This window comes from Pseudomonas sp. LBUM1669 (genome assembly GCF_059695705.1).
On sequence record NZ_CP166785.1, the window covers coordinates 279,860 to 294,228 of the forward strand.

7 protein-coding genes and 1 pseudogene are annotated in these 14,369 nt (G+C 51.2%); 2 read left to right on the top strand and 6 right to left on the bottom strand.

Features of this window, described 5'->3' with window-relative positions:
* Positions 1-6 precede the first annotated feature (6 nt).
* Positions 7-355 (top strand): annotated as a pseudogene (locus tag ACA051_RS31130) (IS66 family transposase); the annotation flags it as partial.
* Positions 356-850: 495 nt separating this feature from the next.
* Here ACA051_RS31130 and ACA051_RS31135 read toward each other — a convergent pair.
* Complete coding sequence (locus tag ACA051_RS31135) at positions 851-3,082, bottom strand: putative bifunctional diguanylate cyclase/phosphodiesterase (protein WP_497375780.1); 2,232 nt, start codon at positions 3,080-3,082, stop codon at positions 851-853.
* An 8-nt stretch (positions 3,083-3,090) separates the two neighbouring features.
* On the bottom strand, positions 3,091-5,958 hold the full coding sequence (locus ACA051_RS31140; RefSeq protein ID WP_497375782.1) for a chemotaxis protein CheB: 2,868 nt from the start codon (positions 5,956-5,958) through the stop codon (positions 3,091-3,093).
* An 811-nt stretch (positions 5,959-6,769) separates the two neighbouring features.
* Here ACA051_RS31140 and ACA051_RS31145 point away from each other — a divergent pair.
* Positions 6,770-7,747, top strand: coding sequence for an IS5 family transposase (locus ACA051_RS31145; protein WP_497375784.1), 978 nt, complete (start codon positions 6,770-6,772; stop codon positions 7,745-7,747).
* Positions 7,748-8,057: 310 nt separating this feature from the next.
* Here ACA051_RS31145 and tnpB read toward each other — a convergent pair whose 3' ends face one another.
* From tnpB to ACA051_RS31165, 4 genes are all read right to left on the bottom strand, one after another.
* Entirely contained in the window at positions 8,058-8,174 is a 117-nt protein-coding gene (gene tnpB / locus ACA051_RS31150) for an IS66 family insertion sequence element accessory protein TnpB (RefSeq protein WP_497375786.1), read from the bottom strand.
* A gap of 577 nt (positions 8,175-8,751) precedes the next feature.
* Complete coding sequence (locus ACA051_RS31155; RefSeq protein WP_497375788.1) at positions 8,752-12,387, bottom strand: transporter substrate-binding domain-containing protein; 3,636 nt, start codon at positions 12,385-12,387, stop codon at positions 8,752-8,754.
* The gene (locus tag ACA051_RS31160) at positions 12,388-13,014 is read right to left on the bottom strand and encodes a response regulator (protein WP_497375790.1); all 627 of its coding nucleotides are present in this window, start codon (positions 13,012-13,014) and stop codon (positions 12,388-12,390) included.
* Positions 13,015-13,102: 88 nt separating this feature from the next.
* Positions 13,103-14,317: an EAL domain-containing response regulator gene (locus tag ACA051_RS31165; protein ID WP_497375792.1), complete on the bottom strand. Its 1,215-nt coding sequence runs from the start codon at positions 14,315-14,317 to the stop codon at positions 13,103-13,105.
* Between the last annotated feature and the right edge of the window lie 52 nt (positions 14,318-14,369).

Below are 14,369 nucleotides of genomic sequence, written 5' to 3' on the forward strand. Positions count from 1 at the left end.
CATACGATCGCCCGGCGTGATCTTGTACCCGAAGGATCGGCTATCAGCAGGGTGTTGGATTACAGCCTCAAACGCTGGGCAGCGCTGTCGCGCTACCTCGACGACGGGGGCGTACCCATTGACAATAATTGGTGTGAGAACCAAATCAGGTCATAGGCTCTTGGACGCAAGAACTGGCTCTTCGCAGGGTCGTTACGCAGCGGAAAACGGGCAGCAGCGATCATGAGTTTGATCCAGTCTGCGCGGTTGAATAGGCATGATCCGTATGCCTATTTGAAGGACGTTCTCACGCGGCTGCCGACGCAGCGGGCGAGTGATATTGCGGAGCCTGCCACATAAGTGGCAACCGGTTTAGTTACGCAATGCGTGATGCCCGGACGGATACTCATATCACGGGCACCGCGTGACTTAAACACTGAAAGATGGCTTCAAAACATTCCGGGCAAACCGGAGAAGCACCTGAGCGAGGAGGGTGGATTGCGGGTGGTTTTGTAAGCACTGCGCGAGCCGCGTGACATTTGAGCAAGCAAGAAAGGCTATTCCAGTTTTTGTCGTCAGCGCTGACACGAGTAAAGCGATAGCCCCCATGTTGTGTGGGCACTATCGCTTTTTAAAAGTGGTTTCGCCAGTTTGCAGTTCCTCGCACAAATTTTGCCAGAACCTTCCAGTGAATACCCTTTTCCTCAACGTAGTGGTTGAGTGCAGCAGAAACCGATGCTGGTGAGCTTTTCAACTGTCCGTTCCCCATTAGTATCCAGAATTAGATTTAGCTGTTTTGTAAGGCTCGAATGTAGCCGGTCCGAAAGTCTCATCTCAAATGTGAGCACCTTAATAGTGGGCCGCTGCCGACCTAAACGTCCTTTGTTTGCCATATTCGCTCCGGCTGCCACTGCGCCATCCAGTCGAGCACGGCCTTGGCCGGCATTGGTTGAGCAATACCAAACCCCTGCCCTAACTCACACCCTAACTGCAGCAAGTGGATGCTCTGAGCGGCAGTCTCCACACCTTCAGCAATCACCTCACGCTTAAAGGCGTTAGCTAGGCTGAGGATGGCTCGCAGGATGGAGTGGTTTTCCGAGTCATCAAGCATCCCCTGGACGAAGCTGCGATCAATCTTTAGTTGCGCTACCGGCAGACGCTTGAGGTAGGCCAGTGAGGAGTAACCTGTGCCGAAATCATCTAACGCAAAAAGTACGCCTAGCGCCGCACAGGCCTTGATGGTACCCGACACCCTTTCGATATCCTCCAGTGCGCTGGTTTCGAGAATTTCGATCATCAACATCGCCGGTGGTACCCGCGAGTGAGATGTCAGGCGTTTGATCAGATTGCTCACAAAGTCTGGCTGCTGCAGTTGCTGGGCGCCGACATTGACGCTCACCGGGATTTGTACCCCGGAGGTCAGCCAGTCTTCGATCTGAATCAACACGCTTTCGATTACCCAGTCACCGATGGCTTCGGACAGCTGACTGCCTTCAATCAAGGGCAGGAACAAATCCGGTGCAAGCAGCCCATGTTCCGGATGCTGCCAACGCAGGAGAGCCTCGAGCCCCATCACATCGCCGGTGCGCATATTCACTTTGGGTTGGTAATAAAGCACCAGTTCGTTGTCATGTATCGCTTGATCAATTCGGTCCAGTCGAGCGTTGTGCCCACGCATATCCAGGTCATGTTGAGCGTCAAAGAAGTGAACCCGGTTCTTGCCCAGCAACTTGGCCTGATACATGGCTTGGTCAGCTTGGCGTAGCAGTTGATCGGCGCTAGCCTCACCCTCTTGCGGAAAGTAGCTGACACCAATGCTGGCAGAAATTTGGATGTGTTCACTGTTGACCTGCATGGGCTCAGCGACCACTGCCATTAAACGGTCAAGGGTCCGCACACTGTCACTGATTTGTTGGATCTCGACAATGATCACCACGAACTCGTCGCCACCCAACCTGGACAGGGTGCAGCCTTCACGTAGGGTCTGTCTCATACGCCGTGCGATTGTGCTCAAAACGCGATCGCCTACATGGTGACCAAAAGTATCGTTTACCACTTTAAATCCGTCTAGATCCAGATAGGCGATCGCCAACCGGTGCCCGCTGAGCCGCGCCAAGCCCATCGCCTGCTTCATGCGTTTTGCGAGTAATACACGATTGGGCAAGCAAGTGAGTGGATCGTAATGGGCAATGTACTCCATCTGACGCTGGTGCTCATGCAGTTCCGTGACATCGCTGAACAGCGACACGTAGTTTTGCACTTCCCCCTTAATATCGAGGATCGCGGTAATGGTTTGCCGCACCGCGAATAGTTCACCATTGCGCCTCCGGTTCCACATTTCGCCCTGCCAATGATGGTTCTCCAAAAGATTGCGCCACAACTCTCGGTAGCACTCAGGATCAGTCATTCCTGAAGCCAGAAGACGGGGGTTCTGGCCAATGACTTCGGTGCGGCTGTAGCCAGTGATTGTGCTAAATGCATCATTGACCTCAAGCACATCGCCAGTCGCATCCGTGATCATAATGCCCTCGCGGGCATGGGTGAACACGCTGGCGGCCAACATCAGGCGCGACTCGACTTTATGTCGCTCCGAAAGGTCAATCAAAGTGATACGAACCCCGGACTCCAAAACGTCGCGCCGAATACAATCCAGATGTGCATACCAACGGCTACCGTCACCACGGATCAGGGTTACTTCACACTGATGATGTGCATCGTCGCGACACGCGCGCATAAAAACCAGCTGCCAGCGTTCGCGGTCCTGAGCGATCACCTTGGTGCTGAAGCGTCGCCCTAGCAACCGTTCCCGCGCGTGACCCAATAGTGACGACCCCGTCTGGTTTACGGCGCTAATTACGCCATTTACGGCTACTGTCAAGTAGCCTACCGGCGCGTGCTCATAGAGGTCCTGATACAGATCGCGAGAGGCTTCCAGCGAGATGTGCGCTATGCGCAGATCTTCGTTCTGCATCTCAAGTTCGATTTGGTGCACTCGAAGTTCGTGTAGCAGCCCGACCGGACGGCCATCCAATGGAGTACTGTCAGCAATCTGTTCTGCCTTGACTCTCAGTGGCTTAGCATCATTGGTTGGCTTTGTGCTCATGAGTGTTCTCAGGGCGTTGGAAGATTGATCCGCATGGCTAACAAGATCAGGTGCGGTCGTGCACCGGATCCGGTTACACGCCGAGCATTCAGCGTGATCCTACGTGTTTCCCCTGTGGGAAAGTGTTGCTCCACTACAAAACCTTCAAAACTGCTGTCTTCCTTAAGGATAGTACATAACTGATCCCTCAAGGCCTGGATGTTCCATTGGCCATCATCTAATTCGTAAAGTGTGCGGCCGACCGTAGCCATGATCGTAGTGAAAAAACTCTTAACATAAGAGCGGCTGGCCGAAATCACCTGTAACTGGTCATCAAGCACCAATAGCGGCTCAACAACCGTATCGATGATTGCCTCGGCCAGCTCCAGCGCAGCTCGAATGGCCTGATCATTAGCGACCCGTGCATTGATGTCGTGGAACGTCAACACAACGCCGTCAATTACATTGTCCAATGTTCGGTAGGGTGACAGCCTCGCCAAAAACCAACGACCGGAGGTGGTACATACCTCAACTTCATAGGGGATCAGGGTGTCGAGCACTTGCTGGGCGGGTACCAGCAAATCCATATTATCCAGGCACGATGTGATATCAGCCAATGGTCGCCCCACATCAGCGGAGCTCAAACGGAAAATCTTCACTGCGTCCCGTGTGAAACGACGAATTGTCAGCATTGAATTAAGGAAAATAGTTCCAATATGAGTGCTGTCGAGCAGATTCTTCATGTCGTTCTGCATATCGCCCAGTTGCTCAATTTTTTCCTGCAACTCGGCATTGACAGTCGACAATTCTTCATTGATCAACTGCAATTCTTCTCGTGAAGTTTCCAGCTCTTCGTTAGACGATTGAAGCTCTTCATTGGTGGACTGCAGCTCCTCGTTAGAGGATTGAAGCTCTTCATTGGTGGATTGCAATTCATCAATAGAGGCTTGCAGGTTCTCGCGGGTATACGCTAGATCTCGCTCCAGCACCTTGATGCGGTCGCCGGACGGTGTGGTAGACGAACTTGCGTCCTGCTTAACCGGGGAGGTCACAATATCCTCCGACTGCTCGACAAAGCTGATCAACAGGAGGCGCTCACTCTGTGGATTATCTGCAAGTCGACGCACGCTTAAGCGAATGCAACGCGCCGTCCCGTTGTTGCCGGTGATGCAAACTTCTCGGTGCAGCGTCGGCTCGCCAATGCCCGCCGCCTGATGAACGGCGTTGCGCAGATCAAGTTGCAGTCCTTCGCGGGCCATATCGATAACATTCAGAGTCGCCTGTCCCGGTGCTGGACGCAGGTAGTTGCCGGTATCACCGTGGACATAGACGATATTACCCCGCAGATCTGTTACCACTGAATCCGGAACGAACTTCTGCAGCAATATGCGTCGGGTCAATTCGGCTATGTTTAATTCCGTGTTCATTTTTTTTGGGTGATCCGATGGTTTGCTGACGCATTCATGAATCCAAGGTTGGCTGCTGTTGATCGTCATAATTTTCGGGGATGGGATTTTATTGGATCGGTAAAACTTCCATCTACGATGTAACGGTGCAAACAGCGAGCCATGACTGCCGATACTTTCCGATGGTGAAAGAAACAGCACGCCTTCAGGCTTGAGAGCGTAATGAAAGGTCGGAATCAATTGCGACTGCAGCTGCGGCCCAAGATAGATCATCAAATTTCGGCAACACAGCAAGTCCAGTCGAGTGAACGGGGGGTCCTTTGTAACGTTTTGCACGGCAAAAACGATCATTTCTCGGATTTCCTTCTGAATCCGATATCCCGAACCCTCCTTAATGAAGTAGCGCTGCAGCCTCGCAGCCGAAACATCCCGAGCGATAGTCAATGGGTAAAAGCCCGCGCGGGCGGTGCGGATTGCATCGTCATCCAGATCCGTTGCAAAGAACTGCACAGTCAAATGCAGCTCATGCTGTGCCATCAACTCATGCAATAGGATCGCCACCGAGTAAGCCTCTTCGCCACTGGCACAGCCTGCGACCCAGACCCTGAACAAGTCGTCGCGCGGTTTGCCGGCCAGAAGCGGCAGCAGAATACTGTCTTTCATCACCACAAAAGCGTCAGGGTCACGGAAAAACTGAGTGACGTTGATCAGCACCTCGCTAAATAGCAGGCGGGTTTCATCTGGGTGATGGCTTAAAAAGTAGGCGTAGGCCGTCTCGTTGCTTATTTGCTGCGCTTGCATGCGTCGCTCGATACGTCGCAACAACGTGCTGTGTTTGTAGTGCGTAAAGTCGTGTCCTGTGATGTGACGGAGGTGTAGCAGGATCTGGGTCAAGCCTCGATGATCAATCATTGCAGCGTTTGCAGCATACTCTGGGTTTCCCTGCCTTCGCTCCAGCAGCAACTGTGTCATGCCCTGCACCTCTAATACCTGACTGGCATAACCGGCTTCGATAACGCTGGTGGGCATGCCGTTGTATGCAGCATCGTCCGGTGCCTGCACTAGTGTGAGGCCGCCATGTTCGAGAATGGCGCGGCAGCCTTGGGTACCATCCGAGCCGGTGCCGGACAATATTATGCCCACTGCCCACTGTCCTTGTTGCTCGGCCAGCGACGTAAAAAACTTATCTACTGGTAGCCGCTGGGCGCGAGTGGGTTCCAGCGGACTGAGCAGTAATCGTGTTTGTTGTAGAGTGATACTGTGGTTAGGGGGGATGACATACACCTGGTCGGCACATACTTGCATCCGTTGACCAGCCTCATGCACTGGCATGCTCGTGGCACGGGCTAGGATTTCAGTCAGGAGGCTGGCATGGTCCGGATTGAGGTGCTGGATTACGACGAAGGCGTATCCTGAATTGCTCGGCATGCTCCGAAGGAAAGTCTCCAATGCTTTCAGGCCACCCGCAGAGGCTCCCAGACCAACGATCATCGCTCCGCCGTCTGTACTTGCTCTGTGGTGTTGCGCGTGCAAATTCTTACTGGGGGGCACGAAAGATCCTATCGCAACAGAAATGGTGGGGTAAAAATGGTGTCTCGTCAGTTTAGCGCTACTCCCGAGCTTCCCAAGAGTTTTTAACGGGACAATCCAATGCTTTCACTGTGATATGGCCGGTTACGAAACGCCATGGTTTCGCACCCACGCGCTACGCGTGACTTAAACACTGTAGATTTCAGTCTCTCTGAAGTGAGCGTGGAAATGCCACGATGTTACCGTTCGTCGGGTCGGGCATTGGGCTAAATTTGCACATGGAACGATATTTGCTCAACCGTTTTGGCAAGGATGTCCTTCTTAAAACGGTTTTTGAGTAGTGCCGGGCTTGCTGAAACATTGATAAAAGCCAAATCGCCGAAAAATAAAGTGCTGTCCAAAGCCGGTTGATCTCCTTATATTCGTTTTAGTCAGTTCGGCCAGTTGCTATTTAACCGCTCGCCGCACTCTCGAATACTAAATAGCTTTATTAACGATTCACTTATTAGATGGACGCCAAAATGATTATTTACGGTACAAAATATTGTGTGGAGAATTCGTATGCCTGTTACAAAGCCAGCAAAACAGATCGAATGCAGAGATTCCGTTGTAAAAAACCTGATTGTGATTAACTATCCAGGCACTGATCGTATTACTTACTGCATGCGTGGAACGACTAAAGGGCGCCGACGCACAACGTTAGGGAAACTCTGAAAAAGACTTCCAGATCTGGTGAAATACTCGCCTGACACGAACACGACGGTTGAGCCCCATGAAACAGATGTCCTTCGCCGACGCCGAATATGCCGGCAAACGTAAGCAGACTCGCCGCGAGCGCTTCCTGATCGAGATGGATCAGGTCGTGCCCTGGAAGGGCTTGGTTACTTTGATCGAGCCGCATTATCCAAAGGGCGAAGGGGGTCGTCCGGCGTATCCGCTGATGGCGATGTTGCGGGTCCATCTGATCCAGAACTGGTTCGGCTACAGCGATCCGGCGATGGAAGAGGCATTGTACGAGACCACGATCCTGCGCCAGTTTTCGGGGCTGCACCTAGATCGGATTCCCGATGAAACCACGATCCTCAACTTCCGCCGCTTGTTGGAAAAACATGAGTTGGCAGGCGGGATTTTGCAGGTTATCAATGGCTATCTGGGCGACCGTGGCCTGCTGTTGCGTCATGGCACGGTGGTCGATGCGACGATCCTTCACGCGCCGAGTTCGACCAAGAACAAGGACGGCAAACGCGATCCCGAAATGCACCAAACCAAGAAAGGGAATCAGTACTTTTTTGGTATGAAAGCGCACATCGGCGTCGACGCTGAATCCGGCTTGGTGCATAGCCTGGTGGGCACGGCGGCCAATGTGGCGGACGTGACGCAGGTCGATCAGTTGCTGCACGGCGAGGAAACTTACGTGTCTGGTGACGCCGGTTACACCGGCGTGGACAAACGTCCCGAGCATCAGGATCGCAAGATGATCTGGTCGATTGCCGCCCGGCCAAGCAGCTATAAAAAGCATGGAAAAAAGAGCTTGATCGGTCGTCTGCGGCGCAAGATCGAATACGCGAAAGCGCAGGTGCGGGCCAAGGTTGAGCACCCGTTTCGCGTGATCAAGCGCCAATTTGGTTATACGAAAGTGCGCTTTCGCGGCCTGATGAAAAATACCGCGCAACAGGCCACGCTATTTGCCCTGTCGAATCTGTGGATGATGCGAAAACGGCTGCTGGTTGTGGGAGAGGTGCGCCTGTAATCCGGGAAAAGCGCCTTGAAAAGGCGTCGTTCAAGGGTGAAACGATGAGTTAAGAACAGGAAAGGTCTGATTTCTGACCAAACCAGTGTTTTTTGAACCTCTACCAAAGAGGGCATCAAAAATCGCTGACTACTTCAGACCTTCCTTAACGGTAATTGTGTCCGCTTAAAAATACGCGGACACAATCGCCCTTATCGGCTTGGCTCGGAAGGTGTGTGCACCGGCCCCTTACCGGTCGCTCACCACCACGCCTTTTGAACGCAGCAGACACCGGGAGGCCTACTCCCATCTTTGATACAGCATCGCTGGCTTACGCCATAGTTCGTGACACACCCCAATACAAAATCTTCACTCGGTTTCGACGTTTGTTGTGGAATATAAAAAGCATCGGGCCAAACGCCGCGACCTTGATGTCAAGTTCGACCAAGGCGGCCAGGCCGTCGATGGGATTTCGGAGTCGACGGAGTTGGGATAGGGATGGACTTTTTCGGCTTTTGCGTCGGGATGCGCCATGAGGTGCTGGCTCCGGAAAGGAATCGGAAGCACAGCATCGGGGATCAGGTGGTGACTTTGAATGTGGGATTTATGGAGCACTCACGACCGCGCCCCTATCGCAGCATAGATTTCCACTGGCAGTAAAATTTACAGCAAGTCAACCCCGACATTTTAGGCAAGTAGGTAATGAATTAAACCCACCTCACTCCAAGACTATTTGCAGCCTATAATCGCGGTTTACCTGTTCGAATACGGCAGCTCATGCCTCATTTGGTCTATACTCCTGCACTGTTGTTATTTAAGCCCCAACGCCACAGATAGCAAGCCTGCCCGACGAGAAGACTCGACGACTGAATACCCGTGAAAACCATCTGAAAAGCAAAAAACCCTCTAGCTTATTGGGACCAGTCAAATTGATGAGTGTTCAGAAGATGAGGAAAACGCGGTCAGGTGTCGACTCCTGCGATCTCGCTCGCCGAATGATTACCTAAATACGACATGACACTCGGTCAACCGATATAGATATTGAGCTTGATTGACAGCCGTTCCATAGCGTTTTGAAGCACATCTACCGCCTCAGTCAATCCCGAAGCATCGTAACCACTACATATTACTTCCAAATTTTCGCAATACTGGATGAGCGCGTGAGCCTTGATAATTCGTGCCCCGCCCTTCACCCGATGCGCGAGATCAGAGAGCCCCGTCAAGTCATGATTAGAAAACAACTGAATCAACCTCGCCATATCCTCGTCAATACTGATGAGCAGATCACCCAATAGAGCTTTTATTGAGTCGCTGTCGCCACGAGTCAACTGTTCAAGACTCGTCAAATCAATATCTTCACTCAGCTCCGACTGATCGCTATGCATGACAGCCTGTGCAACAGGTATTACTGTCGCCAGGCGAGCACTGAGATCCTGAAGGCTGATCGGCTTGAATAAGCAGTCGTCCATTCCCGCACCAATGCAGCGACCTCTCTCATCTGGCTGAGCATTCGCGGTAAAGCCGAGGATCAACGATGGTTGAATAGCTTTGGCGAGCTCTTCTCGACGAATGACCCCGGCCAACTCATAGCCGTTCATAATTGGCATGTTGCAATCAGTTATTACCACATCGAAATGCTGACCTCGCCAAGCACGCAAGCCATGAGCCCCATCCTCCGCATCAATGACCCTGTGCCCGAGATAGCTCAATTGTTGCGACAACAACAGCCTGTTGGCCGGATAATCGTCCACAACTAAAATATTAAGAGTGTAATTGTGCGTAATGGGCTCGTCTTTCTGCACGGATAATTCGGCAATCGGCTCGAGCACCGGCAAGTCAAGAGACACATTAATCCGGGTCCCCTTACCCACCACACTGTGCAGTAGCAATTGCCCCCCCATCATTTCGCAAAGGGTCCGACTGATCATCAGCCCCAAACCCGATCCACTTCGGGCAGACTGGAGATTATTACTGGCCTGCGTGAAAGGACTGAACAAACGCTGCTGATCTTCGATTGAGATACCGATACCTGTATCCTCAATTTCCAGGTTCACCTTCAGACGCTGATTATCGCGAGCGAACTCCGCTAGCACACTCAATCGCACCTCGCCAGCCGTGGTGAACTTGATCGCATTGCTCAGCAAATTGGACAAAATTTGCTTGAAGCGTACAGGGTCAACCAGCACATCCCGGCTAGCTTTGAAGTCAAGATCGAGGGCCAGCGATAAATGCTTTTGTCGAGCCAATCCTTCGAAAACCCTCAGGACAGACTCAACCAAATCGCGCAGACTCGCCCGCTCAGGCGCTAATGACAACCGTCCGGATTCGATACGGGCGATATCTAATATGTCGCCAATCAAATCCAGTAATCCATGCGCGGCCCCCGAGGCAACCTCAATCGCAAACCTGTCCATCACCCCTTTATCAGCTTTTTTTATAGCCAACTCGAGCATGCCAATTACTGCATTCATTGGCGTACGGATCTCATGACTCATGGTTGCTAAAAATGTGGTTTTTGCACGATTGGCATCGTCCGCCAACTCCTTCGCTTCCAGCAATTCAGCCATCAACCTCTGACGCTCGCTGATATCAATCCAGCCGGCAATCATGCCGGCAACTTTTCCATCAGTACCGCGATACGGCAGCATCCAGTGGTAGATCGTCAGGACGCTATCTTTTGCCATAGTCAAACGGCGGTCCTGCACCAGAGGCGACCCAAGCGCCATAACCTGCAGATAGTCATCGTGATAGGCCTTCGCTTCGTTTGGCTCATGTAATGGTCCCTCGAGCACAGTTTTACCGATCACATTTTCACGCTTGACTCCGAATGCGTTGAGATATGCTGCATTACACATCAGCAGCCGTCCTTCCCAATCACGAACATAAATAGGGTGTGGCGTACCATCGATCAAGACCCGCATAAATTCTAACTGGTGACTCAGCGCCCGCTCTGCCTGGTCACGGCGGTAGATAATGAAGCGCATGTAGCCAATCCAGCACAGTGCAAATATCAGTACAACCATCGCTACTGAGAAAACTTGAATGATCAAAGTGCGCTTGCGCACCCAATAACTGTCTTCACTTATCAATTCGTTACGCCAGCGATTAGTCACTTCGTCCATTTCCTCTGGCGGAATACTGAGAAGTGTTTTGTCAAGTATCGAATAGAGCTCCAGTGACCCACGGTCGGTAGCAAACGCCATCCTCGCGTCGAACGTGCCTACTGTACTGACGACCTGCAAGCGATCATTATAATTACGGAAAACTGCGTAGCGAGCCGAGAGTAACCAGTCAACCGCCGCATCCACCTCACCGTCTGCGACCATACTCAAGGCCTGACTTGAGCTACCCGCATCAAATAACTGGACTCCTGGGTATTGCGCTTTTATAAAGTCCGATATGGCACTACCATGAACTATAACTAAACGTTTCCCAGTCATTTCATCTAAGGAACGGGGACTATCTTTCGCTAGGCGAGAAACCATAACAAACGGAGTATTTAAGTAAGGACGCGTAAATCTTAATGCTCCTTCCCGCTCAGCGCTTGGCGGCAATGTAATTACCAGATCAGCTTTGTCCGTTTTTATCCTCTCGATTAACTCAGAAACCGTTTTAACTCGCTGCACCTCAAAATTCAACCCTGCACGAAAGGCCACTTTAGCAAGCACGTCGGCAGCAATCCCGACAAATTCATCTTTGCTATTGTAAAATGACAGTGGAGGAAGATTTTCATCAATCACAACACGCAAGCGAGGGTGACGATCTAGCCACTGCTGCTCATTTACACTGAAGTGTAGTCGATGCTGTCCCGGTATACTGGCACCACCCGAACTCCAACGGCGCATGATAGTCATCCTTTCATTCTCAGCAATGACATCCATAGTCGAATTAATTATGCGAAGTAATCGCTGACTGTTCCGATTAAGCGCAAAGGAAAAATTACGAACTTCCATGCGAGAAAAATCAGCCAACTGCACACTGTTAAGAAAGTTTTTATTTATCACATAATTAGCGCTGATCGCATCACCCAGATAGACGTCCGCCTGCCCGAAAGAAACTGCACCAATAGCACTCAACATGGAGGGGTAGAGCTGAAGAGTTGCTTTTGGGTAGAATGCCCTTACCGCTTCTGGAGATTGATAGTGGTAAAGCATCGCGATCTTTTTGCCCGCTAGATCGGGTGGAAGCGTGCTGCTGTTCCCTTTGAGGGAAATCAAGGTCGGCTTGTCATCCGCATAAACATGAGACATGGTTATCAAAGGGTCGGACGCTTCGTACTCATTTGAAGTTCCTAAAAAGTCAACCTCGCCGCTCTTCACAGCAGCAACGAGTTCCTGACGACTGCCATAACGCCGCACTTCAATATTTACATGCAGCAATTGACCAATCAAAACCGCGAAATCTGAAGTTATTCCCTCTAATTCAGAATCGTTAACCACCATTTCGAATGGAGGATAATCGGGAACGGAAACCCCGAGCAATAACGTCTTTTTATCCCGCAACCAACGCCAATCAGCCTCATCGAGAACGACATGATATCCATCGACATCTGAGCGACCAAGCAGGCGCAGGTGATTCGGCTCTGCCTCAACAGATAACGAGATATAGAATCCCACTAAAAGCACTAACGCTGCCAGGCACAACCGCTGGGAAATTTTCATTCAAACTAAATTATTACGTTTAGCAAAATCGGCCAAATACACCACTGACTTCACATTGAGCTTTTCGATCAAACGAGTTTTATATGTACTAATTGTTTTATTACTTAAAAGCATAGAGTCACCAATTTCCTTATTGGAAAAACCGTTGGCAAGTTGCTGCAAAATTGTCAACTCACGATCCGACAGGGTCTGAATCAAATCGGTATCCGCGACATCAGCTTCGCTACGCCTCACCGAACTTGTCGTCAAGTTGGGGAAATAGGTATAACCGCTCATAACGACTTTGACCCCCTTGATCAACTCGTCGAGGCTGTTACTCTTGGATACATAGCCAGCCGCACCAGCACTCATACAACGACGGGAATAGAATAGTGCTGGTTGCGACGTCAGAACTAAAATCTTGCTAGGTAGTCCCAAAAGGCCAACCCTTCGGATCACCTCCAACCCGTCAAGCTTTGGGAGCGCGATGTCCAATACAATCAGATCAGGCACATGCTCTATCACCAACTGTACCGCATCAGCCCCGTTTTCAGCCTCAGCAACCACGTCATAGCGCTCTTGTTTCAAAAGCATTTTGACTGCCGAGCGAATAAACGGGTGGTCGTCCACCAGCAAAACCTTGTACATAACTCCTCCCAAAGTCCGGCTCCGTAGGTGCAACACTCTACAAACCCAGTGCAAACTGTAATATATTGATCGAAAACGTATGCTGCTTTTAATTGTAGGATGCTTCTTGAGATTTTCCTTGCAAATGACCTAGCTTTCGCCCGGACAGCCACTTCAGCAAACCATCCAAGCTCATCGGGCGCGCAAGGTGAAACCCTTGGCCAACCCCGCCCCCCATACTAATCAAGGTATTGCGTACCCATTGATTACTCACCCCTTCGATCACCAGATTCAAATTCAGTGAACGAGCAAGCGCAATCGTGCTGGCTACCATAGCCTTACTTGAAGGACGATCTAACGACTGAGCGAACTTTTGGTCCAGTTTGATTTGATTGAACGGCAACAGGCACGCTAATTGCATAGATGAGAAGCCCGCCCCAAAATCATCGATTGCCAGGCCGCACCCAAGTAAACGCAGTCGTAGCAAGTTGTCGTGGGTCTCGGAAGGCAGGTGGAGCAAACCATTTTCCGACAACTCGAAGCTCAATGCCGAACCGGGCAACGCATGACTCTTCAAAGCGCTACGAATACGCTCGACCAACTCGGCGGAAATTTGAGATGCATGCAAGTTAAATGCGAGCTCGAGATTAACCCCCTCTCGACGCAATACTCCTAGCAAGGACGCGCCCTGCTCCAGAGTCTGCATAAACATTTCATCAATTAAGTCGTAAGCGAGAACAGCCGCTAGAAACTCTTTTGGCAGCAGTACGCCTTTTGTAGGATGTTCCCAGCGGACAAGCGTTTCAAGCCCAACCAATGAGTTCCGCTCCATAAGTAGCTTGGGTTGGAACCAGGCTCGAAACTCACCCCGCGCTAATCCTCGACGGACCTCTGTTTCACTGGGCAATTCACGCATTACGGACGTAGCAGGAGCAACACCACGTGACTTATAGCGGTGGAGCAGCCTATGCAATGAACGCAATTGCATGGGTTGCCTCATCACTCCGAGCAACTCCAAGCCGGCCAACAAGCTAGCCTGCCCTAATGCGCGATGAAGATCGGGACGCAATACATTGCAAAATGCGACAGCACGAACTAGTGCCGCTCTTTCCGCCTGTAACAAAAATTCCAGACATTCGGAGCTTTTGTCGGCTAGGTCACACAATACAACATCCGCCCCCCCTGACAGTCGCAATTGCTTCAGCGCCTGCTCGCCGTCGCTGGCTTGAAGTATGTCGCGCACACCCAAGCGCCGCAGTAGCATCACGTTGACGCTACGATTAAACGAGTGGTTGTCTAGCACTAGAACACGTGGAGGGATCATCTTCCTTAACCATTGGTGAATTTCACTTCTTAATGATGGCAACTATGGAAAG

What these genes read in the sequence shown, in the direction of transcription:
- ACA051_RS31160 (WP_497375790.1), bottom strand. Translation starts at nt 13,014, where the DNA reads ATGTACAAGGTTTTGCTGGTGGACGACCACCCGTTTATTCGCTCGGCA.
- ACA051_RS31145 (WP_497375784.1), top strand. Translation starts at nt 6,770, where the DNA reads ATGAAACAGATGTCCTTCGCCGACGCCGAATATGCCGGCAAACGTAAG.
- ACA051_RS31135 (WP_497375780.1), bottom strand. Translation starts at nt 3,082, where the DNA reads ATGAGCACAAAGCCAACCAATGATGCTAAGCCACTGAGAGTCAAGGCA.
- ACA051_RS31165 (WP_497375792.1), bottom strand. Translation starts at nt 14,317, where the DNA reads ATGATCCCTCCACGTGTTCTAGTGCTAGACAACCACTCGTTTAATCGT.
- ACA051_RS31140 (WP_497375782.1), bottom strand. Translation starts at nt 5,958, where the DNA reads ATGATCGTTGGTCTGGGAGCCTCTGCGGGTGGCCTGAAAGCATTGGAG.
- ACA051_RS31155 (WP_497375788.1), bottom strand. Translation starts at nt 12,387, where the DNA reads ATGAAAATTTCCCAGCGGTTGTGCCTGGCAGCGTTAGTGCTTTTAGTG.